Source organism: Planktothrix rubescens CCAP 1459/22 (assembly GCA_904830895.1).
Taxonomy (GTDB): domain Bacteria; phylum Cyanobacteriota; class Cyanobacteriia; order Cyanobacteriales; family Microcoleaceae; genus Planktothrix; species Planktothrix agardhii.
On sequence record LR882958.1, the window covers coordinates 3210116 to 3235000 of the forward strand.

Sequence of the window (24885 nt, forward strand, 5' to 3'; positions counted from 1 at the left end):
TTTTTCATCTTGAATCTATGAAAATAATACAACGTTATTGTCTGCTATTTTTAGATATTTTAAAATATCTGGGTTCTGGTTTCACGAATCCCCGGGTTAATCAACTGATGCGCCGAACCCTGCCAATATTTTTATTCATTCTGGTTGTGATTGGACTCTGGGGGTCGAGTCTAGTTCATGGGGAGAAATTATCTTTTGGTCGTCCAGTTCTCACCGAAACTGTTCCCACTTCCCAACAACAAATCATTCGCAGTATTAACGGAAATAATCCGATTACCACGATGGAAAAAAAATGGGAGTTGGACTATGAAACCTATTTTGGTCGAAATCTAACCGATAGTAAACTTCAGGCTTCTGATATTGCCAAAATTTTAACAGAAATTAGCCAAAAAACCCAAACTAAACACGCGGTTCTCTGGGTCGTTCCTGAACCTCAAGGATTAGTATTAGCCTTAATTACCCCCGGAAAAGAACCTTTAGGTTTAATTCAACCCAATGTGCAAACCGAAACCTTAAAAGCTGAAGCGATTAATTTATTTCAAGAAATAACCAATCCTCGAAATTTACAAAATCAGTCTTATTTGGCATCGGCTCAACGACTTTATGATGTAATTATTAGGCCCGTTGAAGCCCAATTAAAAGCAGAAAATATTCAGACAATTTTGTTCTGTTTGGGTAATGGATTAAGAACGCTTCCCCTAGCGGTTTTACATGATGGAGAACGTTTTTTAATTGAAAAATATGCCTTAACTCGAATTCCAGCTTTTAATTTGATGAATCTCAATTATGAAAGTGTAAAAGATGCTCTAGTTTTAGCTATGGGAGCCTCGGAATTTAAGAATCAAAATCCCTTACCTGCGGTTCCTTTTGAGTTATCTACAATTGTCAACTCCAACGGAATGAATGGGGTAATCTTTCCGATGGGAAATCAGGAAAATTCAGGACAGTGGCAAGGACAATCTTTTCTCAATCAAGGGTTTACTGTAGATAATTTAAGACGTTTATTATCCTTCAGTCCCTATAGAATTGTTCATCTGGCGACCCATGCGGAATTTAAACCTGGAACACCCGGAAATTCCTATATTCAATTTTGGAATGAGCAGCTAAAATTAGATCAAATGGGTCAGTTTAATTGGAAAAATCCTCAGATTGAATTATTAGTTTTAAGTGCTTGTAAAACCGCAGTTGGAGATGAGGGGGCGGAATTAGGATTTGCGGGATTAGCCTTTCAGTCGGGGGTAAAAACAGCTTTAGCGAGTTTATGGTATGTGAGTGACACGGGAACTTTAGCCTTAATGAGCGAGTTTTATCAACAGTTAAAAACCGCTTCTACTAAAGCCCAAGCCTTGCAACAAACTCAAATTCAAATGTTAAAAGGGAATATCCGTTTACAACGGGGAGAATTATTATCATCCCGGGGTGAACTGACCTTACCGCCTGAAATTGCCGCACAGGGAAACGACAATCTTTCCCATCCCTATTATTGGGCAGCATTTACATTAATTGGTAGTCCTTGGTAGAGTTGATAATTGAGTTCAGTTGAGATCCGGTCAAAAAAAGAGGTTCCATAAACACAGAAACCCCTCCAGCTTAATTTAGATTGTGAAACTACCTATTAATAAACAGCACCTTGAGATGCGGTAAGATCAATCGGTTTCATGAAGTACAGGCTAATTAATTGCCATCCGTTAGACAGATAATAGGGCAGTTTTTGGAAGAATTGCACGAATTTAGGACTACCAGAATTCGCGATCGCCGTCAACTGTTGGTTATTCTTCACACAAACATCTAACCGGTTATAGAACTCAGGATTATTTACATCCAGCATCACAGGGAAAACACGACCTGCGGTTTGATTGGTTTTTTCAATGACGTGAATATCATAATCCCGGGCATTTAAACCTAAACAAGCGTAGAAGTCCGCCCGTTGTAAATCGTTTAAATACATTGTTGCAAATACAGATAATAAGAAGAAACGACACCAGAGTTTCGCCTTCCAATCATTCAGCATTTGGGGTTGAGATTGCATGATGGCATCAAAGAAATCGCCATGACGGTTTTCATCCTGACACCAATTTTCAAAGAAGCGGAAAATCGGGTAAATCCGGTTTTCAGGATTCGCTTCTAAATGCCGATAAATCGTGATATAGCGCCAATACCCAATTTTTTCTGACAAATAGGTGGCGTAAAAAATAAATTTCGGTTTAAAAAACGTATATTGATGGTTTTTGGTCAAAAATCCTAAGTCTAAGGAGAGGTTAAAATCCGACATCGCTTTATTCAGAAAACCCGCATGACGAGCTTCATCGCGAGACATCAATTCAAAACACTCTGCCAAAACCGGGCTTTTTCCCTTGAGACGACGGCTGAGTTCTTTATAGAGCAGGAAACCTGAAAATTCGGCGGTGCAGGAACGCTCTAAAAATTCGATGAACAAACCACGGGTATCTCCATCAATATGATCCCATGATTGGTCAAATTGTGCATCTCGGACAAAGTGATGGCGGTTGTAGTCTACACGAAACTCTTCCAAAATGGCTAAGAGTTCTTCCTCATTGACGGAGATGTCCATTTTCTCCATTTCCTCAAAATCCGTCGTATAGAAACGAGGAGTGAGAATGGTTTCTTTCGCTGGGCTTTTTACCCCAGGTCGGATTTCGTCAAAAGCGGGTTTTTTCAGGGAATCTACCATGTCTGTTGGATCTCTTTCTTATCGCGTTGTGTCTTAAAGTTAGGAGTTCACGGGACATTTCGCCCGTCACCCCGCTTGAGGTTAGGCTTAATTTTGAATTAGCTTAAAATTGCCATGCAATACAGTCTAGCAACCTCTATACCCAAAAAAGAGGTTATTTGCATTAAGAATTGCAACAAAATCAGGAATTACTTGACAATTGACCGTGATCGGTTGATTCAAGTTATATCCGATACCCGTATTTTCACTTCCTTCTGGCAATCGAGGCCTAACATCTGCTAAGTTGAATAGGGAATCCATCGTCACCCAATCGCTCAACTCCCATGGTTTCAATGATCCCCTGGATCTCAGAATTGTTTTGTCCTTCCTATAGGTAACGGATGCAAGCAACATTCATCCATCAATTTAGTAGTGGTTTTACCCTATTTCTCAGTTTGCTGGTAGAAGCGATCCCCTTTCTAATGTTAGGGGTTTTGCTTTCCAGTGTGCTGTTGTGGTTTGTCGATGAACGGAAACTTTTGTCTTATATTCCTTCTAATCCCCTGTTAGGGGCGTTTGCGGGTAGTTTGGTTGGGTTTCTGTTTCCGGTGTGTGAATGTGGGAACGTTCCGGTAGCCCGGCGCTTAATTTTGCAGGGAGTTCCCTCATCTGTGGCCATTGGGTTTTTATTTGCCGCCCCCACTATTAATCCGATTGTAATCTGGTCAACCTGGGTCGCCTTCCGAGATCAGCCAGAAATCGTGGTTTTACGGGTTTTATTTTCTTTAACCATTGCTACAACTTTAGGCTGTTTATTTGGTGTCCAGAAGGATTTAAGACCCCTAGTTCAACCCGTGATCGCCAGGGCTTTACCCATTGCTGATCTAACTGAACCCCCACCCTCGGATATATTGGTTTCTCCCTTACTCCAGTCGGGAACCTATTTTTTAGGGGAGTCGGCGCAACCCACTCGCCTAGAGTCCCTTCCCGCCTGGAAAACTCAAAACCTGCTGAAAACCCGTAAAAAAGCATCTGTTGGTGTTAAACCTTCCCTTCCCCCTTGGAAAACAATATTTCTGACCCCGACTCCAGAGCGTTGGGGTTCAATGTTGGAAAATATGGTGCAGGAATTTCGAGAGTTAGGGGGAGTATTAGTCTTAGGAAGTTTTATCGCTGCTGTGATCCAAGTCGCAGTTCCCCGGGAATTTATTCTAAATTTAGGTCAAAGTCCCGTGACGTCGATTCTGGCGATGTTATTATTAGCGGGAGTTGTTTCCATTTGTTCCACCGTTGATTCCTTTTTTGCCCTGTCTTTTTCCTCCGCATTTACCAGTGGATCGCTGTTAGCCTTTTTGGTATTTGGGCCGATGATCGATATTAAAACCATTGGATTGATGCTATCGGTTTTTAAGGCTCGGGCAGTTTTTTATCTAGTGATTCTTGCCTTTCAGTTAACCTTTTTGTTTACCCTAATTGTCAACTTAAATTTTAGTTAATTTGACTTTGGAATCTGACCCACAATGATGCACCTGACTCAACGACTAACACGCTTCTACAATCGATTTTCACTCTTGTTAGAAAACCCTTGGTTAGATGTAGTTGCCCTGTTCATTTGGGGGATTTTATTATTAAAATATTGGATCACGGGCAAACTTTATATTCTTATCCATCCCAACTATTTTAGTTTGTCGATCATAGCGGGAATTACACTACTGGTTTTAGGAGGATTAAAGGCTAGACAAATTATTCAAGAAAGTTCCGTAGGTTCTTTGCCTTCGGTACAACATATTACCTTGTTTCCAAGGGGTATGGGGAGCTTATTATTAATCATTACTGCCTGTTTAGGATTATTAATTACCCCCCAAATGTTCGGGGCACAAACGGCATTAAAACGGGGTTTAACTGAGTCTTTACCCATAACTCGCGCTCAACCCCAGAAGTTTAGAACCGCAATTCAACCGGAAAATCGCTCTTTAATTGAATGGGTTAGATTACTCAATGTTAATCCTGAACCCGATGCTTATACAGGTCAAAAGGCAAAAATTACCGGGTTTGTGATCCATCCTCCAGATTTACCTAAAAATTATATTTGGTTAGGGAGATTTATTCTTACCTGTTGTGCAGCAGACGCTTATCCTGTGGGGATTCCAGTTTTACTTCCCGAAGGAAAATCACGAGAGTTATATCCTCAAGATACTTGGTTAGAAATTGAAGGTATAATGTTTACAGAAACCTTTAATAACGAACGGAAATTAACCTTAAAAGCCCAAACAGTTAAAGCTATTCTCCCCCCCAAAAATCCCTACGATTATTAAACCGTAGTAAGCCCTTTAGGGCTGATTATACTCAATCTTGACATCCACCCCGCCGTAAAACGGGCGGGGATTCCCAAACCTCACGATTTAGGTTTCTGCTTCATAGCACCCGCCTTTACAGATTGACTCTGTTCAGGTCTTACAGTCGCTCCACAGACTGACACTGCGAGTCCCGCAGCCAAAATATTTTTACTCGCGTTGAGATCTCGGTCATGGATTACCTCACACTTAGGGCATTTCCATTCACGAATATTTAGCGGCAATTTATCCATTGTGTGACCACAGTTCCCGCAGCGTTTAGAACTAGGGAACCATTGGTCAATCTTAACTAGATTACGCCCATACCAAAGACACTTGTAATCTAATTGCCGAATCAACTCACTCCATCCGCTATCAGAAATAGCCAGTGCGAGCTTGTGGTTTTTGACCATATTCTTAACTGCTAACGACTCAACGGCAATCGTTTGATTTTCGCGTACCAAGTTAGTCGTCAGCTTATGCAAGAAATCTTTACGGGAATCTGCAATTTTCAGGTGAACTTTTGCTACCTTAATCCTCGCTTTTTCCCTATTCTTGGAACCTTTTTGTTTACGAGAAAGATTCTTTTGCGCCCGTTTCAGTCTTTTGTAATGCTTCTTAAATTGTTTGGGGTTAGACACTTTTTCACCGTTGCTGGTAGCAATCAGGCTTGTAATACCCAAGTCAATCCCAATCGCATTATCATTAACAGGCAATGGCTTAATTGTTGGATCATCGAAACGAATGGAAATATGCCAACGTCCCGACGGGTGCATCTTAACGGTTACAGAGGACGGCTCACATCCTTTTGGAATCTGCCTAGACCATCGAATATCTAAAGGCTCAACACTTTTCGCCAGGTAGATTTTTCCATCTTTAAACTTAAATGCCGACTTTGTAAATTCAGCACTACCACCATTCCTTTTTTTCTTGAAGTTGGGATATTTTGCCCTTCCTGCAAAGAAATTAGCAAATGCCGATTGAAGATGTCTCAACCCTTGTTGTATTGGTACACAGCTAACTTGATTAAGAAAATCCAAGTCTTCTTGTTTTTTCCATTTGGTCAGCATAGAGGATGTTTGGTTATATCCAATTTTTTCTTGTCTTTCGTACCATCCTTGAGTTCTCTCATGGAGAGCCTTGTTGTAAACCAACCTTACACAACCCAAAGTGCGTCGCAATAGCGACTCTTGCTCTGGACTTGGGTAAAATCGGTAATTGAATGCTTTTTCCATACCTCACATTATAGTATATCTTTTTGTGAATGTGTTAAATTAAAAATATAAAGCCGTCGTAGAACGACGGGGTTTCTACCCAATTTTTCGATGAACAATACCATCTCAAAATTCAAACAATTAAAATGGGTTGAACCCTTAGATAAAGCCGCCTGGATTTTAATTACAGTTTTAACCGTATTAATCGGAATTGTTTTATTAACAGGCGATCGCACCACTCCCCAAGTCAAAGAATTTAGTTGGCAAAACAAACAAATTGGGGCAGAAGACATGGGATTATTGCTGACTTTCAATCGTCCTATGAATCGGGAAAGTGTAGAAAAAAACTTTCAAATTGATCCACCTTTACCTGGTAAAATTAGTTGGGCAGGACGACGCATGGCCTATACCTTATCGGAACCTGTACCCTATGGAACCCCCTTTAGTGTGCAGTTAAAAGGAGCTAGAGACCATTTATATGGCGATAAACCAGGAACATTAATTCAACCCTTTAATGGCTTTTTTAGAAGTCGCGATCGCGCCTTTGCTTATATTGGAGTTCAGGAAAATCAAGAAGGAAAATTAGTTTTAGTTAATCTAAGTGAAAAAGAACCTAAACCTATTATTTTAACTCCTGAAGATTTAGTTGTTTTAGATTTTAAAATCTATCCTAAAGGGGATAAAATTCTTTTTTCTGCTATTAATAAATCCGAACAAAAACAAGGATCGATTTCACCTGAATTATATACTGTTGCCACAGGAATTAATCCTCAATCCCCTGGAGAAGATCCTGAACCTGCTCAACCAGTCGGAAAAATTGAAAAGATTTTAGATGCTAAATATTATCGAAATTTAAAATTTGATTTATCCCCAGATGGTAAAATTATTGTAGTTCAAAGGGTTAGTCAAACTAATCCTAATGATGCCAGTCCCTGGTTTATTGAAAGCGGAAAATCTCCTAAACCCTTAAATATACAAGGAGGAGACTTCTTAATTGCTCCAGATAGTCAATCTCTGGTTATTGCTCAAGGGCCTGATTTAACAACAATTTTACCTCTAAAACCCGATGCTAAACCCTTAGAATTTTTACCAAAATTTGGTCGAGTTTTAGGATTTGCTAATGATGGTAGTGCGGCAGCGATGTTAAAATTTAATCCCGATGGAACCCGATCACTATTTATAGTTAATAACCAAGGACAAGAACAGGAACTCTACCGTACCCCGCCGTTTGGGAATATTGTTAGTGCCGAATTTGATCCCAGTAATAGCCTTTTATATTCTTTAATTACTGAAGTTTTGGATAATCCTGAAGTCTACAAAGAACAGCCTTATATTGTAGCAATTGATATCAAAACTAAACAAGTTGTTCCCTTTGTGATTTTACCTAACCAACAAGAAATTAATATCAGTTTGTCTCCCGATGGATTAGCCTTACTTTTTGATCAAACCGTTATTGGAATAGGTGAATCTAATGATTCGAGTCAAGCTACAAAAACCCAAGCAGGAGATACAATTAAAACCAGTCGCATCTGGATTTTACCATTAATGATAGATACGCCTACCGATGGTTCCAAACCTCAAGTTAAACCAGAAGAATTGCCCTTTTTTGGTTTCCATCCCCAATGGCTACCCTAAAATAGTAGTAAGCCCTTTAGGGCTAAGAAGTAGTAAGCCCTTTAGGGCTAAGAGAGTCCTAAAGGACTTACTACGAAATTAACTAATCAGTGTAAAAATATGAGAGTTAAGTTTAATATTGTCCGCCAAAGTCCTAATACCTCAAGGGAGGTGCAAAGTTATCTCCTCGATGTCGAACCCGGAAATACTATTTTAGACTGTCTTAACCGAATTAAATGGGAACAGGACGGGACTTTAGCCTTTAGAAAAAACTGTCGCAATACCATCTGTGGCAGTTGTTCCATGGGAATTAATGGCCGTTCTGCGTTAGCCTGTAAGGAAAATATTGGCAGTGAAGTTGCCCGTTTACAAAAAATTGCCGAGGCGAACTCCAGTCATACTCCTTCAAACGATATCCCAGAAATGACTATTGCCCCGATGGGGAATTTTCCCGTGATCAAAGACTTGGTGGTGGACATGAACCGTTTCTGGGACAACTTACAAACCGTTGAACCCTATATTAGTACCGCAGGTCGGGCTATTCCTGAACGGGAATTTCTGCAAACCCCAGAAGAACGATCCCAACTTGATCAAATGGGCAACTGTATTCTCTGTGGGGCTTGTTATTCCGAGTGTAATGCCGTCGAAGTTAACCCGGATTTTGTCGGGCCCCACGCCTTAGCTAAAGCTCAACGGATGGTAGCCGACTCCAGGGATGCCAAAACTGAACAACGTTTAGAACAATATAGCGAAGGAACCAACGGGGTTTGGGGCTGTACCCGTTGCTTTAACTGTAACTCTGTTTGTCCGATGGAGGTCGCCCCCCTGGATCAGATTACTAAAATTAAACATGAAATCCTAGAACGCAAAGATGCCAGCGCCAGCCGTCCCATCCGCCACCGGAAGGTTTTAGTGGAATTGGTAAAACAGGGAGGTTGGGTAGATGAACGCAAATTTGCTGTAATGGTAGTGGGGAATTATTTCCGCGATCTCAAGGGGTTACTCAGCTTAGGGCCCGTGGGAATGCGGGTGATCATGCGGGGTAAATTTCCCTTGACCTTTGAACCATCTGAAGGCACAGAAACCGTGCGATCGCTAATTCAATCAATTCAAGACTTAGAAAAACAACCATGACTTCTTCCACACCTTCTACTCCAGCCCAACCCAACCCCCAACCCGAACCCGCCATGGGTTGGACTCTCTACGCCGAACAAATTAACGGCCGTTTTGCCATGTTGGGATTTGTTCTATTAATTGTATTAGAATTTTTTACCCATCAAGATTTATTCACTTGGTTGGGTTTACGTTAGGTTTTGTAGAGGCGTTATTTATAACGTCTCTACGCAAATTACTGACCCCATATTCAAAACAAATTTTTTAGGTTCTTAAAGCTCAATAACAAATAGAAATCAATCAACGAATTTTCAATACCTTAACAATATCCCCCACATTAATTTGAGATTGACCAATCGGTAAAACTGCTAAACCCGTTGTTTGTGCCAAATTAATTAAATTACCAGAAATTTGACTTCCGGGGGCTAATTGAAACTCATATTCCCCATCAATTAAACATAATTGACCCCATACATAAATTTCCCGTTTTCCTCCTCCTTTTAACTCTTGACGCGATCGCGCCTTCACAAATTCTGGCCCCCAAAACTGAGATAATAACCCCGATTGTTTTTTAATTGCAGGTTGGACAAACCGCCAAAATGTTACTAAAGCAGAAACAGGATTTCCGGGTAAACCAAAATATAAACAATTCGGGAATTTGGCTACTGTTAAAGGTTTTCCCGGTTTAATCGCCACCGATTGGATATGAATAGTTCCCCCTAATTCCGTTAAAATTTCCTCAACATAATCATAATCCCCAACAGAAACCCCCCCGGTTGAGATCACAATATCGGCTGTTTCTATCGCTTCAGAAATGGCTTTTTTTAACACATCCGGTCGATCAGGAATTATCCCTAATTCGATCACTTCCGCCCCTAAATTCCTAACTGCCGTGAATAACGCATACTGATTAGAGTCTACTAATTGTCCTCGTTTTAAAGGGGTATCAGCCGTGACTAATTCATCCCCCGTTGATAATAACGCCACCCGCAACCGTCGATAAACCGGAACCTGGGTACATTGTGCCGCTGCTAACACCGCAATCTCCGCAGCATCCAAAGGAATGCCAGGAGTAAGCAGGGGTTCTCCTGCTTTGTAATACGAGCCCTGATGTCGAATAAAAGCCTGGGGTTTGGTGGGAGACGATAAAATTTTAACCTGATTTCCCTCCCGTTTTGTATCTTCCTGAATTACAATAGTATCTGCACCATTTGGAATACAAGAACCTGTAAAAATTCGGGCAGCTTGTCCCATTTTAATTGTAGATTTAGGAGTAGATCCAGCCGGGATTTCTTCAATAATTTCTAATAGTTTAGGATGGTCTATGGAAGCATCCGCAACATCTTGATATCGGACTGCATATCCATCCATTGCCGAATTATCCCAATGGGGAAAATCCAATGAACTTACAACCGATTTCGCCAAGATTCGACCAGAAACTTGAGTTATTGCCACCTTTTCTTGATCAATTTCAGCATCCAAAGGTTGGACTAAACTTAATATTATTGATTCTGCTTGTTCTACAGGTAACATGATTATTTTTCTAGGATTGACTATAGATGATCTTTACTGTGGTAAAGTTGAATTATACTTAATATCAAATCTCCCTAAACCTCCACACCGGATTTTAGAACCGGTTTTGAGATCAAAAGGTCAACTTTTTCTCTTTTGTCTGGCTTTCTGTGATCTGTATCACAAAAAAGGCGGGAATTGATCATCATTCTTCCCCAATAAGCGTCACTGAAACTGATTAAAATTTTTGTCACAATTAGAACAGGATCAAATATTAAACACTAATCAAAACGATTTCTGAGTTTTAAGACTAAAATTTATTAACCCCTCGCCTTACTGGGATATAACCATGATAAAACCAAACCGGACTAAAAGCATCATCCCCGATCCCGAGGAGTGGATCAAAGAGCATTATGTATTGGCGAGTTTTGCCAATACTCTCAGTACCCTAAAACAACTTTTGGGGGATGAAGAAACCCAGGTCGATCATAAAATTTCCTATACCCACGAAGGAGAATTAATTCTGGGAATGGCAACCCGAAACCTGTTAAAAGAAAGCTATGGTGATGACCATTGGCAATATGTCGAAAATTACCTATCAGTCTGCGAATATTAAAGATTAGTGGATAAAATCTGATCCTTTGCCCTTGTCAACATAATAAGGGCAGATTGGTAATTGTGGTTATTATCAGTAATATTATTTTATCAAATCTTAGTTATTTTACCAGTTTTTGGACTAAACTTTTACTCAATAGGGGTAACTGCTGTAATGTGGTCATATTAATTAAGTTGGACGGGAAAAACCCGCCCCTACAGTATAAAATCTAGGCAGTTTGGGGTTCTAGGATTTGATTTTCCTGACGTAAATAGGCTTGAATGAACGCATCTAAATCTCCATCCATGACATCCTGAATTGCCGTTGTTTCTTCATTGGTGCGTAAATCCTTTACCATTTGATAGGGATGAAATACATAGTTTCTAATTTGATTTCCCCAAGCTGCTTCGACTAAATCCCCGCGAATTTCTGCAACCGCTATTGCCCGTTGTTCTTGGGCAATAATTAATAATTTTGCCTTCAACAATGCTAGGGCTTTTTCTTTATTTTGCAACTGAGAACGTTCTTGAGTACAACGCACGGCGAGTCCCGTGGGTAGGTGAACAATACGCACGGCTGTTTCAACTTTGTTAACGTTTTGACCGCCTTTTCCTCCCGACCGAGTGGTGGTAATTTCTAGGTCTTTATCAGGAATATCCAACTGAATAGAATTATCCAAAATTGGCATAATTTCCACCCCAGCAAAACTGGTTTGTCGCTTATCATTGGCATTAAAAGGTGAAATTCTAACTAAACGATGGGTTCCTTTTTCTCCTTTCAAATACCCATAAGCATAACGACCATCAATTTCCAAAGAAACCGATTTAATTCCCGCTTCATCCCCTTCAGAAATTTCGGTTAAATGTACTTTATATCCCTGAGCTTCTCCCCAACGAGTATACATCCGTAACAGCATTTCTGCCCAGTCTTGAGCATCAGTTCCACCCGCTCCGGCATTAATGGTTAAAATAGCACCATGTTGATCATAAATCCCAGATAGAAGTTGTTGCAATTCCCATTGATCAAATTCTCGATTTAGTCGCAAAACCGTAGCTGTTGCTTCTTCTAAAAGGGAGTCATCGGTTTCTATCTCCAATAATTCCAAGATAGCCTTTGTATCTTCAATCGCTTGCCGCCAGTGTTCCTGCTGCTGCACAATTGATTTAAGATCATTCAACTGTTGAAGGGTTTGTTGTGCGGTTTTTTGCTCATCCCAAAAGTCGGGTTGGGCACAAACTTGCTCTAAATCTTGAATTTTGGCTTGAAGTGCAGGAAGGTCAAAGATAGTCCTGGGTTTTACCCAGGTGCTCAGACAACAGTTCGATTTCTCGTTTAATTTCTAAAACATCCATTGCGATCGCTAACCGTTTTTATATACTAAAAGGTACACTTTTAATTTTAGCGGAAATTAGGAAACAGTCAACAGTTAACATCGAAACTATGTCACGTCAAATTTTTACTGGAGACAGTCCTTTGCGCCAAATGCGTCCTGTTGATCGTTGGGTTGATTTATTATGGTTTTTGGGTTTATTGGTAGCGGCGCTGACCCTCTATGGACTGAATCTAGGTGGAGTCCCCCTGCGAGATTGGGATGAGGGGTTAGCGGCTCAAGTGGCGCGGGAAATTGGCCGAGGACAACAAACTTGGCTTCATCCAACTTTGCATGGAATTCCCTATTTGAATAAGCCTCCTTTAGTGCATTGGTTAATCGCTTTTGCCTATCAAATTGGGGGCGTTAATGAATGGATGGCGCGGCTTCCTTCTGCACTATTAACAGCCATTTCGGTTCCTATTTTATATGGTATTGGTTTGGAACTATTTCGCCATCGTACTTCGGCTCTATTTTCAGCTTTAGTTTATTTAACTTTAATGCCTGTTATCCGTCAAGGACGGTTAGCAATGTTAGATGGAACAGTGATATTTTTATGGTTAGTTTTAGTTTGGTGTGTGTTGCGTTCTCGACGGGATTTAAGGTTTGCTTTAGGGTCGGGAATTGCCTTTGGTTTATTATGTTTAACTAAGGGAATTTTTTTAGGATTATTATTAGGTGCGATCGCCTTTTTCTTCCTATTTTGGGATACGCCTCGCTTGTTAACCAGTCCCTATCTATGGTTGGGTTTAGGGTTTGGTTTAGTACCCGTGGGTTTTTGGTATGGGGCACAATGGATTTATTATGGACAGGGATTTATTCAAGGAAATTTGGTCGATCAATCTTTACAACGAGTTTGGCAACCTGTTGAGAACCATTCCGGGCCGATTTGGTATTATTTATTGGAACTTTTCAAATATGGCTGGCCTTGGCTCTTATTTTTACCCCAGGGATTAAAATTAGCTTGGCAAAATCGGAATTTAAGTTGGGCTAAATTAATTATAGTTTGGGCTGGGATTTATTTTGTCGCTATTTCATTGATGACCACCAAATTACCTTGGTATATTTTACCGATTTATCCGGTTTTAGCCTTGGCGGTGGGGCGATATTTGGCGGAGGTTTGGAAGGAAGGAGATCGGGATATTGGGTTATGGAAATTGGGGAAAGTGGGGCGAGGCAAATATGAACATTTTGTTAAACCAACGCCCGATCAACTCTTACCATTTTTTATTCTATTAGCGATCATTTCAGCCATTGGATATTGTTATTTTGGCGGGATGCTTTCTTGGGGTAATCGTAATTTTATCGCTCAAAGAGATTTACAATTTACCTTGGGAGCTTTGATGTTAACAATGTCCTTTGTATCGGTTTTAATTAGCCAAAAAGATCGACAATTTTTGATAGTTTTATTTTGGGGAACCTATGTATCTTTATTGTTATTTTTTACTTCCAATTATTGGGTTTGGGAATTGAATGAAGATTTTGCTGTTAAACCCGTGGCGACTATGATTAGGGAAGGAACACCCCCCGGAGAAGAAATTTATATGGGTCATCCTTTTGGGCGTCCGTCGTTGAATTTTTATAGCGATCGCCATATTCATGCGGTTAATGATATCACCCTAAAAGACAAATGGCAAACCCTGGATCAACCCTACTTACTATTAAAAGAAAATACCCTGAAAAAATTAAATTTAAACAAAGTTAAAAAAATTGATCAAACTTCCGATTGGATTTTAATAACTCATACCAATTCTATAGCGCTACGCACTGAGGAACAGGGAAAAATCCCCCCAAACCCCCCGTAAACCCAGGGCTAGGGGGGGAGGAAAAAGTAAGTAGCGAATGAGTTTGTTGGATTTAGAAGTGTCCTAACTGTAATGCGTAGCGCTATAGGGTTAAAGATATTCTTCCTACAATATATCTAACTGAATATTATCTCCCAAAATAAACAATAGCGCGAGATAAACCCGAACTTTGCAAGTAAGTTTCCCATTGTTTAGCTAACTGTTGATTGGCAAAAGGGCCAACTGCAACAAACGGATTAGCAGTCGCCTGTTGCATCTGAATACTTTGGGAAGGAATGCCCAAAGCTACCACATTTTCAGCCAAAGAAACCAGTTGGTTTCTTTGGCTAGGAATTAAGATAAAATAGCTATCGGTATTCCCTAATCCTAAACCAGAACCCGGAAAGGCGGGCAAAGTATTCGGGGGGATATTGGGAATACTAGCTAAAAATGCTTGTAATTGTGCGGTACTATTAATAATAGTCGAAGAAATCCCCGCGAAGGATAACTTTTGACGAAGTTGGTCAGCATTAGATTGATTCACAAAACTGCCCGCTTGAATAATTAATTGTCCTTGATAGGTTGATGTTCGAGCATTGGGAGAAATTTGGCGGACTGCACTTAAAGAATTTGTAGTCGGACTGACGTAAACTTGATATAATCCTAAGTCTGTTGTAATCGGAAGTTGACCCGTGGGAATCGAACTTTTAATCACTTTAATATCCGTTTGGTCAGGGGGAATCACCATGGGATTAACCTGGACTGGACTATTGAAATCTTCTCCAGATTTTAAGTTAATAATTTCTCCTTGAACTCCCTGTCTTCTTAAATTTTCAATCAGTTTTTGAGCTTCACTTTGATTAAAATAAATACCAAGATCAATAATGTTACGATTATCATATCGTTGCATCATGGCTCCGGGCTGAATTTGCTGCACGACTTCTAGGAGAAAAGGACTTTCGCCATTGACATAAACCCCATAGCGTTCTTGAGCTAAAACAGGGGAAACTATGGCTCCATATCCCCCTAATAGCATCAGACTAGAAAATAGAGGTATTTTCCAGATCAATTTTGTCAGGCGATTTGTTTTTTTCTGTATTACAATGGAATGGAATGACATTTTGGTGTTCTCCCGTTTTGAGTGGGTTCGTTTGATATTGGTAAGTAAGTCAGTTCAGATTAATCAAAATTGGCAGAACAGTCAAGATTAAAGTTAGGTTAGTTGATCAAGATTAGCAAGTTATTCTAATGGAATTATGAGAAAAGTTGTTGTAGGTCTTTCGGGTGGAGTCGATAGTTCCGCCGCCGCCGCCCTGCTACACCACCAAGGTTATGAGGTGGTGGGCTTAACCCTTTGGTTGATGAAGGGAAAAGGACAATGCTGTTCTGAAGGGATGGTAGATGCAGCCTACATTTGTGAACAATTAGGTGTTCCTCATCATATTGTGGATAGTCGAGATTTATTTCAAACCCATATTATAGACTATTTGGTGGATGGATACCGGGAGGGAATTACCCCCTTACCCTGTTCTCAATGTAATCGGACGGTGAAATTTGGCCCGATGTTAAATTATGCTCGGGAACAGTTAGGAATTGATCGAATTGCCACGGGTCATTATGCTAGAATCGAATATGATGAAAAGAGCGATCGCTATCAATTAAAACGAGCCCTAGACCGCAATAAAGATCAGTCTTATTTCTTATACGATTTAACCCAAGAGTTACTTGCTGCAACTCTATTTCCCCTGGGAGAAATTTTAAAAACTGAAACCCGTCAAATTGCTAATCAATATGAATTAAAAACCGCCGACAAACCCGAAAGTCAAGATTTATGTTTAGTAGAAGCGAATGGCTCCATGCAGGCTTTTTTAGATAAATATATTACGGGAAAAAAAGGCGATATTATTGATACCAAGGGTCAAGTTTTAGGACAACATGAAGGCATTCATCATTATACCATTGGACAACGCAAAGGCTTAGGAATTTCGGCTCCCAATCCCCTATATGTTGTTGGGATTGATGCGGGTCGGAATCAAGTGATTGTGGGGGACAAAGAAAGTGCGGTACAAACTGAATGTGCGATTAAACGAGTAAATTGGGTGGGGATAGGGACACCTAACACCCCCATTCGTGCCCAAGTCCAAATTCGCTATCGGTCGGAACCCCAGCCCGTTACCGTGATTCCGATTCATCCCCCAGATGGAGCAGAAATTGATCCCAAAATCGGTTCCTGCGTTAAACTCATTTTTGATGAACCCATCTTTGGGATTACTCCGGGTCAAGCAGCAGTTTGGTATGACGGAGATTTAGTTTTAGGCGGAGGAATTATTGATATTCAAAAATAAGTTTTAATTGAACGATGACAAATTGGGGTTTATTTGTGTTAAAAAATGCAGTAACAGGGAATAGGGGATAGGCAATGGGCAATAGGAAGAAATAGGGATTACCCAAAACCCAAAACCCATTACCCATTACCCATTACCCATTACCCATGCCGATCTCACCCCCTGACCTTGAAGGAAAAATAGAGGAACTGTGACCCAAACTTTAACCCCATCTAATGCCATTCGTAATGTCCATCGCACAGTTCTCGATAACGGAATTGTGTTGCTAGTCACCCAAAATCCTGCCGCTGATATTGTTGCAACTCGTTTATTTTTACGCACAGGAAGCCGATGGGAACCCCAAGAAAAAGCAGGATTATCCCATCTATTAGCGGCGGTATTAACCAAAGGAACAGACCAGCTTTCTTCACTGGAAATTGCTGAACAAGTTGAATCAGTAGGGGCTAAATTAAGTGCAGACACCTCAACGGATTACTTTTTACTCAGTCTAAAAACCGTTGCTTCCGATTTTCAAGAAATCTTAAGTCTAACGGGTCAGTTATTACGGTTTCCCTCCTTTCCCGAAGAAGAAATCGAACTAGAACGTCGCATCACCCTCCAAGGAATTCGCTCACAACGGGAACAACCTTTCTCCGTCGCCTTTGAACAACTGCGACAACAGATGTATCAACATCATCCCTACGCCCTCTCCATCCTAGGAACCGAAGCCAGCGTTGCCCAAATCAGCCGCACTGACCTACAAGAATTCCATCAAACCTATTTTCGTCCTGATAATTTAATTATTTCCATCGCCGGATGCGTGACCCTAGAACAAGCCCTAGAACAAATACAACAGGTATTTGGTGACTGGAGGGCCCCTTCTACTCCCTTACCTACCCTATCCCTACCCATCTTAACTTCCTATCCCCAAAACACCATTACTCCCCAAGAAACCCAACAATCCGTTGTCATGTTGGGCTATTTAACCAGTTCTGTCAATCATGAGGACTATTCAGCCTTAAAAGTCTTAAATACCTATCTGGGAAATGGGTTATCCAGTCGGTTATTTGTGGAATTGCGGGAAAAACGGGGTTTAGCTTACGATGTATCGGCTTTTTTCCCCACCCGTCTCGACCAGTCTCAATTTGTTGTCTATATGGGTACGGCGCCGGAAAATACCGAAATTGCTATTGAAGGATTACGCACCGAAGTAGAACGTCTGGTTAATATTCCCCTAACTCCCGATGAGTTACAAGTGTCTAAAAATAAACTGTTGGGTCAATATGCTCTAGGAAAACAAACTAACTCCCAACTGGCGCAAATTTATGGCTGGTATGAGTGTTTAGGGTTGGGGATTGAATTTGATACGGAATTTCAGAATAATATTGCGGCGGTGACTTCCTCAGAAACCCTGGACGTCGCTAACCACTATTTTATTGAACCCTATCTTTCCGTTGTTGGCCCGGAATCTTTCGTGAGTTCCTTTTCTACTTCCCAGTCTTAGGGGTTGACTCTGGCTTTGAACCCATGGGGAAATAGCGTGAGATCCTCCTGCTAACTCAGAACCGATGGAGCTACGATGTATATATAGCAGTCTTGTTGTCAAGATTTTGAAAGAAAAGTCTGAATCTTGTCGGGTTTGACATTCTTGTTGATGTCTTAACTTCCTTGACTACTATATTAAACTTGAAGCAAAGTTGCATGGAAAACATGAGTAGTTCAGCTTGCCAAAAGCGGCAATTACTCATATTTTCCATGCAATTTAATATTAAGGGAATGAATAAATTAAAATATTGTAACAATAAATAATCGGCAACTATCATATCATCTATTAAGAGGGAAAAATGTATAAAACAAAAAGATGATCTTAAATAATGATTATGTTCAAACCAACCCAGAATTGATTCATACCCAGGATGGAATTCAACCTCATGGTCTGTTGTTAACCTTAGAAGAAACCGACCTGAAGATTTTACAGGTTAGTCAAAATGCCATGAAACTCTATGGTATTTCCACTACTGCTTTGATCAATCGACCTTTAAGCGATTTTTTAGACAAACAGCAACTTTTTCAAATTCAAGAATGTTTAATTACTAATAACTTTAACTATTATAATCCAATTCGGCTAATTTTTCATATTAAGAATAAAAAAATTATTTGTGATGGTATTTTACACCGACACCAGGGCATAGTTATCTTAGAACTGGAGCCAACTCAAGATCAAAATGTCACCTTTATCAATTTTTATCATTTAGTCAGAGGCTCAATTTGTAAAATTCAAAGTGCTAATAATTTCAAAGATTTAAGTCAATTTCTGGCGGAGGAAATCCGAAAAATAATTGAGTTTGATCGGGTGATGATCTATCAATTCGATCAAGATAATAATGGGGTTGTGATTGCCGAAGATAAGCGACAAGATTTAGAAAGTTTTTCAGGATTACATTATCCCGATACTGACATTCCCGAATTTGCCAGGGAACTATTTAAGCAAAATTGGTTGCGATTATTAGTAGATATTGATTCTCAACCCATTGATATTATTCCTTCGCTTCATCCCCTCACCCAAAAACCCCTAGATTTAAGTTTTTCGGTATTGCGGTCAGCATCTCCGTGCCATTTACAATATCTCAGAAATATGGGGGTAAAAGCCACCCTATCTATTTCCTTAATTAAAAAAGATAGACTTTGGGGTTTAATTGCCTGCCACAATTATTCACCCCGTTATGTATCCTACACCATCCGCAAAGCCTGCGAATTTTTAGGACAAGTTATGGCGGTAGAATTACCCTATAAAGAAATTAGTGAAGATTATGAATATTACCGTGAAATTCTTAAATTAGTTCGGAAAAATTTACTCAACGCACCTGCTTTAGAAACCTCTTTTATTCAAACCTTAGCTCAAGACCAAACAAATTTACTCAATCTTGTCAAAGCTCAAGGGGCAGTAATCCGGTTTGGAGAAGATTTAATTTTAGTCGGTCAAACCCCGCCTTTAACCGAAGTTAAAAAACTAATAGAATGGTTATCTCGATATTGTCATCAAGAGATATTTTATACCGATTGTTTACCTAAACTTTATCCCCAAGCCGAATCTTATAAGAATATCATTAGTGGAGTCCTGGCGATTTCCTTGTCTCCGAATCAAAGCGAATATCATTTAATTTGGTTTAGACCGGAAGTGATTCAAACCGTTGATTGGGCGGGAAATCCCCAGGATGGGATAGAAATTGAACCGCAAAAACAGATTAAATTAACCCCCCGGCGGTCTTTTGAACTTTGGAAAGAAATCGTGCAGTTAAAATCCCTACCTTGGAAACTCGTTGAAATTGAAACCGCCCAAGAATTAAGAAATTCCCTGATGTTAGCCGCCTTAGAATCGAGCGAAAATCAGTTAAGACAAAGCCGAGAATTAGCCCAAGTCACCTTACAATCTATTGGGGATGCAGTGATTACTACTAACAGTCGTGGAGAAATTGAATCCCTGAATCCCGTTGCTGAAGAATTAACAGGTTGGTCATTAATTGAAGCCAAGGGTTTACCATTAAATGACATCTTCAAAATTTTTGATAGCCAAACTCATAATTTTGGTGAAAATCCAGTTAAAAAAGTTTTAGAAGAAGGGTGTATTTTTGATTTTTCCGATGATGTAATTTTAAGGGGAAAAGACGGAAAAGAACGAGCTATTGATAATTCTGCCGCCCCCATTAGAAGTCGAGAGGGTGAAATTATTGGAGCCGTTTTAGTGTTTAGAGATGTCACCCAAGAAAGAGAACTTACCCGGCGATTATCATGGCAAGCCTGCCACGATGCTTTAACCGGATTAATTAATCGCAGTGAATTTGAAAAACGGGTGACAGAAACCTTAAAAATGTTGCGGGAATCTTCGGGTCATCATGCAATTTGTTATTTAGATTTAGATCAATTCAAAATTGTTAATGATACCTGTGGGCATTTAGCCGGGGATGAATTACTCAGACAATTGAGTTGTTTATTGCAAAATCAAGTCACGGAAAGGGATACCCTAGCCCGTTTAGGGGGAGACGAGTTTGGCTTATTATTAAATAACTATTCTTTAGACGAAGCCCATAAAAAAGCTGTTTATCTATGTAATTTAGTTAAAGATTTTCGCTTTACCTGGAAAGAAAGGGTTTTTTCCATTGGAGTTAGTATTGGATTGGTCGGATTTGATGATCAAATCTGCGATTTAGCCACGATTTTAAGTGCTGCGGATGCGGCTTGTTATGTGGCTAAAAATCAAGGTCGTAATCGGGTTCACCTGTATCAAGTCGATGACCAGGATTTGATTCAACAACGTCGAGAAATTCGCTGGGCGGCTCAAATTCCCCAAGCCTTAGAAGAAGACCGTTTTTGTTTATATTATCAACCGATTGTTGAGACTAATTCCACCTCAAAATCTCCTAAACACGGGGAAATTCTATTGCGGTTAAGAGATACATCGGGTCAATTAGTACCACCCATGGCATTTATTCCCGCCGCCGTTTGAATTGTATAAAATTCCTCCCCAAATTATTTGTTTTGAAATTACAGAAACCGTAGCCATTGCCAACCTAAAAAAAGCCGTGTACCTAATTCAATCTTTTAAGAGGTTAGGCTGTTCCTTTGCCCTGGATGATTTCGGCAGTGGAATGTCTTCTTTTTCCTATTTAAAAACCCTTCCGATTGATTACTTAAAAATTGATGGCGGTTTTGTTAAAGAAATTCTAACTGACCCGATTGCCCTGGAAATTGTTGAATCTATTCATCGGATTGGTCACGTTATGCAAATTAAAACCATTGCCGAATTTGTTGAAAATGATACTATTTTTACAGAAATTAAAAATATTGGGATTGATTATGTTCAGGGATATGGCATTGGCAAACCCCAGCCTTTTATTTTGCCCGTGATTAAAAATTCTCAGGAAATGGATCGCAATCCAGATTAAAAATTGTTGGGTATTGAAACAATATGCCCATAGAAAGCCAGGATCTCAGATCTCAAAATCTATAATAACGACAGAAGATGGTTACTCCCCAATTTTGGAGAGTAAAACAGTCCTGTTTAACGGGGGGAGTCCAAGTGGCACTAACAGATTTATTTCTCAAAGGTGGAAGCAGGGGAACCCGTCCCTGAGCCATGGGTATCATCCCGATGTCCAATAAATTTTTGCTGGATTTCGTTGTGCGTTCAGTTTATTTCTCAGATCTGCCTAACCTCAAAACAGCCCAAACCCTGATGGTACAAGGATTTCAAAAAAAAACAAAAAAATCTCAAAAAAAAGCTTGACAAACAAGAGCAGATTAGATAAATTAGTAAATGCGCTCGAGAAACGAAAGCGACGAGAGCGCGCCGAACCTAGAAAAAAGAATACGTTTGAAAGTCGAATTTACAAACTCCTAGTCAAAAAACTAAACGAGGAGTCAACTGTAAAGTTGATGACTCAAAAATAACATGACTAATTAAATTAGTCAACAGAAGAGCTAACAGATTCTTCAAAACGGAGAGTTTGATCCTGGCTCAGGATGAACGCTGGCGGTCTGCTTAACACATGCAAGTCGAACGGAATCCTTCGGGATTTAGTGGCGGACGGGTGAGTAACACGTAAGAACCTGCCTCTAGGACGGGGACAACAGTTGGAAACGACTGCTAAACCCGGATGAGCCGAAAGGTAAAAGATTAATCGCCTAGAGAGGGGCTTGCGTCTGATTAGCTAGTTGGTGAGGTAAGAGCCCACCAAGGCGACGATCAGTAGCTGGTCTGAGAGGATGATCAGCCACACTGGGACTGAGACACGGCCCAGACTCCTACGGGAGGCAGCAGTGGGGAATTTTCCGCAATGGGCGAAAGCCTGACGGAGCAAGACCGCGTGGGGGAGGAAGGTTCTTGGATTGTCAACCCCTTTTCTCAGGGAAGAACGCAATGACGGTACCTGAGGAAAAAGCATCGGCTAACTCCGTGCCAGCAGCCGCGGTAATACGGGGGATGCAAGCGTTATCCGGAATGATTGGGCGTAAAGAGTCCGTAGGTAGTCATCCAAGTCTGCTGTTAAAGAGCGAGGCTTAACCTCGTAAAGGCAGTGGAAACTGGAAGACTAGAGTGTAGTAGGGGCAGAGGGAATTCCTGGTGTAGCGGTGAAATGCGTAGAGATCAGGAAGAACACCGGTGGCGAAGGCGCTCTGCTGGGCTATAACTGACACTGAGGGACGAAAGCTAGGGGAGCGAATGGGATTAGATACCCCAGTAGTCCTAGCGGTAAACGATGGAAACTAGGTGTGGCCTGTATCGACCCGGGCCGTGCCGAAGCAAACGCGTTAAGTTTCCCGCCTGGGGAGTACGCACGCAAGTGTGAAACTCAAAGGAATTGACGGGGGCCCGCACAAGCGGTGGAGTATGTGGTTTAATTCGATGCAACGCGAAGAACCTTACCAGGACTTGACATCTCTGGAATCTCCTTGAAAGGGGAGAGTGCCGTAAGGAACCAGAAGACAGGTGCTGCATGGCTGTCGTCAGCTCGTGTCGTGAGATGTTGGGTTAAGTCCCGCAACGAGCGCAACCCTCGTCGTTAGTTGCCATCATTAAGTTGGGAACTCTAGCGAGACTGCCGGTGACAAACCGGAGGAAGGTGAGGATGACGTCAAGTCAGCATGGCCCTTACGTCCTGGGCGACACACGTACTACAATGCGAGGGACAGAGAGCAGCCAACCCGCGAGGGAGAGCGAATCTCATAAACCCTGGCACAGTTCAGATTGCAGGCTGCAACTCGCCTGCATGAAGGAGGAATCGCTAGTAATCGCAGGTCAGCATACTGCGGTGAATCCGTTCCCGGGCCTTGTACACACCGCCCGTCACACCATGGAAGTGAGCCACGCCCGAAGTCATTACTCTAACCCGAAAGGGAGGAGGGTGCCGAAGGCGGGGTTGATGACTGGGGTGAAGTCGTAACAAGGTAGCCGTACCGGAAGGTGTGGCTGGATCACCTCCTTTTAGGGAGACCTACTTTTGATGAGAGTGCCAAATCCAAAACAACAGCACCCTCAAAAGTCATCCCAGGTCGTGCTAGGAAAGAAAGAGACTTTCAAACGTATCTAAAGTTCGGGAAAAGGGCTATTAGCTCAGGTGGTTAGAGCGCACCCCTGATAAGGGTGAGGTCCCTGGTTCAAGTCCAGGATGGCCCACCTAAAAAATGTGGGGGTATAGCTCAGTTGGTAGAGCGCTGCCTTTGCAAGGCAGATGTCAGCGGTTCGAGTCCGCTTACCTCCACTGAAAATATTCCTAGAACAAATCAGCACTACGGCTTTCGCGTGAAAGAAAGAGTAAATGCTGGAAAAAGTTCCAGCCAGAACCTTGAAAACTGCATAGAAGAATCAAAAGGGATCAAAAAATGAAACCAAAACCGGGAATAAAAAACCCGGAAAAGTTTTGGTGTTCAGGAGTTCGGAAACGAACAGAAATTCTCTAAAAAAGAGAAACAAGTGGTCAAGATAGAAAGGGCTGACGGTGGAAACCTTGGCACACAGAGGCGAAGAAGGACGTGGCGACCGACGATAAACTCCGGGGAGCTGGAAGCGAGCAACGAGCCGGAGGTGTCCGAATGGGGCAACCCAAAAACAGCCCACTGAATAAAATAGGTGGGTATGAGCGAACCGGGCGAACTGAAACATCTTAGTAGCCCGAGGAAAAGAAAGCAAAAGCGATTTCCCGAGTAGTGGTGAGCGAAAGGGAAACAGCCTAAACCAGTCGGTTTACCGATTGGGGTAGTGGGACAGCGACACTGGACTCGACAGAGTTAGACAAAGCAGATGAAACCTGCACCAGAGAAGGTGAAAGTCCCGTAGTCGAAAACTCAAAAAGCCTAGCTGAATCCCGAGTAGCACGGAGCCCGTGAAAGTCCGTGTGAATCCGCCTCGACCACGAGGTAAGGCTAAATACTCCTGTGTGACCGATAGAGAAACAGTACCGTGAGGGAAAGGTGAAAAGAACCCCGGAAGGGGAGTGAAATAGAACCTGAAACCGTCAGCTTACAAGCAGTGGGAGTCCGATTAAACGGATGACCGCGTGCCTGTTGAAGCATGAGCCGGCGAGTTAAAGGCAATGGCAGGTTAAGACAGAAAATGTCGAAGCCCAAGCGAAAGCGAGTCTGAAGAGGGCGAAGTCGTCATTGTTTTTAGACCCGAACCCGGGTGATCTAACCATGTCCAGGATGAAGCTTGGGTAAAACCAATTGAAGGTCCGAACCGACCGATGTTGAAAAATCGGCGGATGAGGTGTGGTTAGGGGTGAAATGCCAATCGAACCCGGAGCTAGCTGGTTCTCCCCGAAATGTGTTGAGGCACAGCGGTTGTGGAAAAATCTGGGGG

General features: G+C 41.4%; 17 protein-coding genes, 2 tRNA genes and 2 rRNA genes (1 of these 21 running past the window's edge). 16 read left to right on the forward strand and 5 right to left on the reverse strand.

What is annotated here, in order from left to right; translation table 11 throughout:
* Positions 1-17 precede the first annotated feature (17 nt).
* On the forward strand, positions 18-1520 hold the full coding sequence (locus NMG86_RS15050) for a CHAT domain-containing protein (RefSeq protein WP_237747620.1): 1503 nt from the start codon (positions 18-20) through the stop codon (positions 1518-1520).
* 95 nt (positions 1521-1615) lie between these two features.
* Here the strand turns inward: NMG86_RS15050 and acsF are convergent, their stop codons facing one another.
* Positions 1616-2692: a magnesium-protoporphyrin IX monomethyl ester (oxidative) cyclase gene (gene acsF, locus NMG86_RS15055; protein WP_026786282.1), complete on the reverse strand. Its 1077-nt coding sequence runs from the start codon at positions 2690-2692 to the stop codon at positions 1616-1618.
* Positions 2693-3072: 380 nt separating this feature from the next.
* Here acsF and NMG86_RS15060 point away from each other — a divergent pair, with 380 nt between their 5' ends.
* Positions 3073-4167 carry a permease gene (locus tag NMG86_RS15060; protein WP_026797969.1) on the forward strand — a complete coding sequence of 365 codons (1095 nt, stop codon included), beginning with the start codon at positions 3073-3075 and terminating at the stop codon, positions 4165-4167.
* Between the two features lie 27 nt (positions 4168-4194).
* Positions 4195-4986: a TIGR03943 family putative permease subunit gene (locus NMG86_RS15065; RefSeq protein WP_087882190.1), complete on the forward strand. Its 792-nt coding sequence runs from the start codon at positions 4195-4197 to the stop codon at positions 4984-4986.
* An 80-nt stretch (positions 4987-5066) separates the two neighbouring features.
* Here the strand turns inward: NMG86_RS15065 and NMG86_RS15070 are convergent, their stop codons facing one another.
* Complete coding sequence (locus NMG86_RS15070; RefSeq protein ID WP_199918648.1) at positions 5067-6239, reverse strand: RNA-guided endonuclease InsQ/TnpB family protein; 1173 nt, start codon at positions 6237-6239, stop codon at positions 5067-5069.
* Between the two features lie 90 nt (positions 6240-6329).
* Here NMG86_RS15070 and NMG86_RS15075 point away from each other — a divergent pair, with 90 nt between their 5' ends.
* From NMG86_RS15075 to NMG86_RS15085, 3 genes are all read left to right on the forward strand, one after another.
* Positions 6330-7853, forward strand: coding sequence for a hypothetical protein (locus NMG86_RS15075; RefSeq protein WP_026797970.1), 1524 nt, complete (start codon positions 6330-6332; stop codon positions 7851-7853).
* Between the two features lie 99 nt (positions 7854-7952).
* Entirely contained in the window at positions 7953-8966 is a 1014-nt protein-coding gene (locus NMG86_RS15080; protein WP_026797971.1) for a succinate dehydrogenase/fumarate reductase iron-sulfur subunit, read from the forward strand.
* Positions 8963-9142 (forward strand): CAB/ELIP/HLIP family chlorophyll-binding protein, encoded by a 180-nt coding sequence (locus tag NMG86_RS15085; RefSeq protein ID WP_026786275.1) that lies wholly within the window; start codon positions 8963-8965, stop codon positions 9140-9142. Before NMG86_RS15080 ends, NMG86_RS15085 begins: the two co-directional genes overlap by 4 nt.
* 103 nt (positions 9143-9245) lie before the next feature.
* Here the strand turns inward: NMG86_RS15085 and NMG86_RS15090 are convergent, their stop codons facing one another.
* Positions 9246-10478, reverse strand: a complete 1233-nt coding sequence (locus tag NMG86_RS15090) for a molybdopterin molybdotransferase MoeA (RefSeq protein ID WP_026797972.1) — start codon at positions 10476-10478, stop codon at positions 9246-9248.
* A gap of 328 nt (positions 10479-10806) precedes the next feature.
* Here NMG86_RS15090 and NMG86_RS15095 point away from each other — a divergent pair, with 328 nt between their 5' ends.
* Positions 10807-11073, forward strand: a complete 267-nt coding sequence (locus NMG86_RS15095; protein ID WP_043936938.1) for a hypothetical protein — start codon at positions 10807-10809, stop codon at positions 11071-11073.
* Positions 11074-11281: 208 nt separating this feature from the next.
* Here the strand turns inward: NMG86_RS15095 and prfB are convergent.
* A protein-coding gene (prfB, locus tag NMG86_RS15100; RefSeq protein WP_144018148.1) for a peptide chain release factor 2 occupies positions 11282-12404 on the reverse strand; the annotation gives its coding sequence in 2 pieces (ribosomal slippage) (positions 11282-12331 and positions 12333-12404; 1122 coding nt in all).
* Between the two features lie 88 nt (positions 12405-12492).
* On the opposite strand from prfB, the gene NMG86_RS15105 reads away from it, so the two are divergent.
* Positions 12493-14226, forward strand: coding sequence for an ArnT family glycosyltransferase (locus NMG86_RS15105; protein WP_043938582.1), 1734 nt, complete (start codon positions 12493-12495; stop codon positions 14224-14226).
* Between the two features lie 127 nt (positions 14227-14353).
* On the opposite strand, the gene NMG86_RS15110 is transcribed toward NMG86_RS15105, so the two are convergent.
* Entirely contained in the window at positions 14354-15325 is a 972-nt protein-coding gene (locus tag NMG86_RS15110) for an SPOR domain-containing protein (protein ID WP_043938580.1), read from the reverse strand.
* Positions 15326-15461: 136 nt separating this feature from the next.
* On the opposite strand from NMG86_RS15110, the gene mnmA reads away from it, so the two are divergent.
* From mnmA to NMG86_RS15150, 8 genes are all read left to right on the forward strand, one after another.
* Positions 15462-16550, forward strand: a complete 1089-nt coding sequence (gene mnmA, locus NMG86_RS15115; RefSeq protein ID WP_026797973.1) for a tRNA 2-thiouridine(34) synthase MnmA — start codon at positions 15462-15464, stop codon at positions 16548-16550.
* Between the two features lie 190 nt (positions 16551-16740).
* The gene (locus tag NMG86_RS15120; protein ID WP_026797974.1) at positions 16741-18033 is read left to right on the forward strand and encodes a M16 family metallopeptidase; all 1293 of its coding nucleotides are present in this window, start codon (positions 16741-16743) and stop codon (positions 18031-18033) included.
* Positions 18034-18390: 357 nt separating this feature from the next.
* On the forward strand, positions 18391-21033 hold the full coding sequence (locus NMG86_RS15125; RefSeq protein ID WP_052338746.1) for a diguanylate cyclase: 2643 nt from the start codon (positions 18391-18393) through the stop codon (positions 21031-21033).
* A gap of 1 nt (position 21034) precedes the next feature.
* Positions 21035-21472, forward strand: a complete 438-nt coding sequence (locus NMG86_RS15130) for an EAL domain-containing protein (protein ID WP_026797975.1) — start codon at positions 21035-21037, stop codon at positions 21470-21472.
* A gap of 549 nt (positions 21473-22021) precedes the next feature.
* Positions 22022-23512 (forward strand): 16S ribosomal RNA (locus NMG86_RS15135).
* Between the two features lie 117 nt (positions 23513-23629).
* A tRNA-Ile gene (locus NMG86_RS15140) sits at positions 23630-23703 on the forward strand.
* A gap of 12 nt (positions 23704-23715) precedes the next feature.
* Positions 23716-23788: transfer RNA gene (locus NMG86_RS15145), tRNA-Ala, on the forward strand.
* A 214-nt stretch (positions 23789-24002) separates the two neighbouring features.
* A 23S ribosomal RNA gene (locus NMG86_RS15150) occupies positions 24003-24885 on the forward strand; it runs 2005 nt beyond the window's last position.
* Together the 16S and 23S rRNA genes with 2 tRNA genes alongside form the textbook arrangement of a ribosomal RNA operon.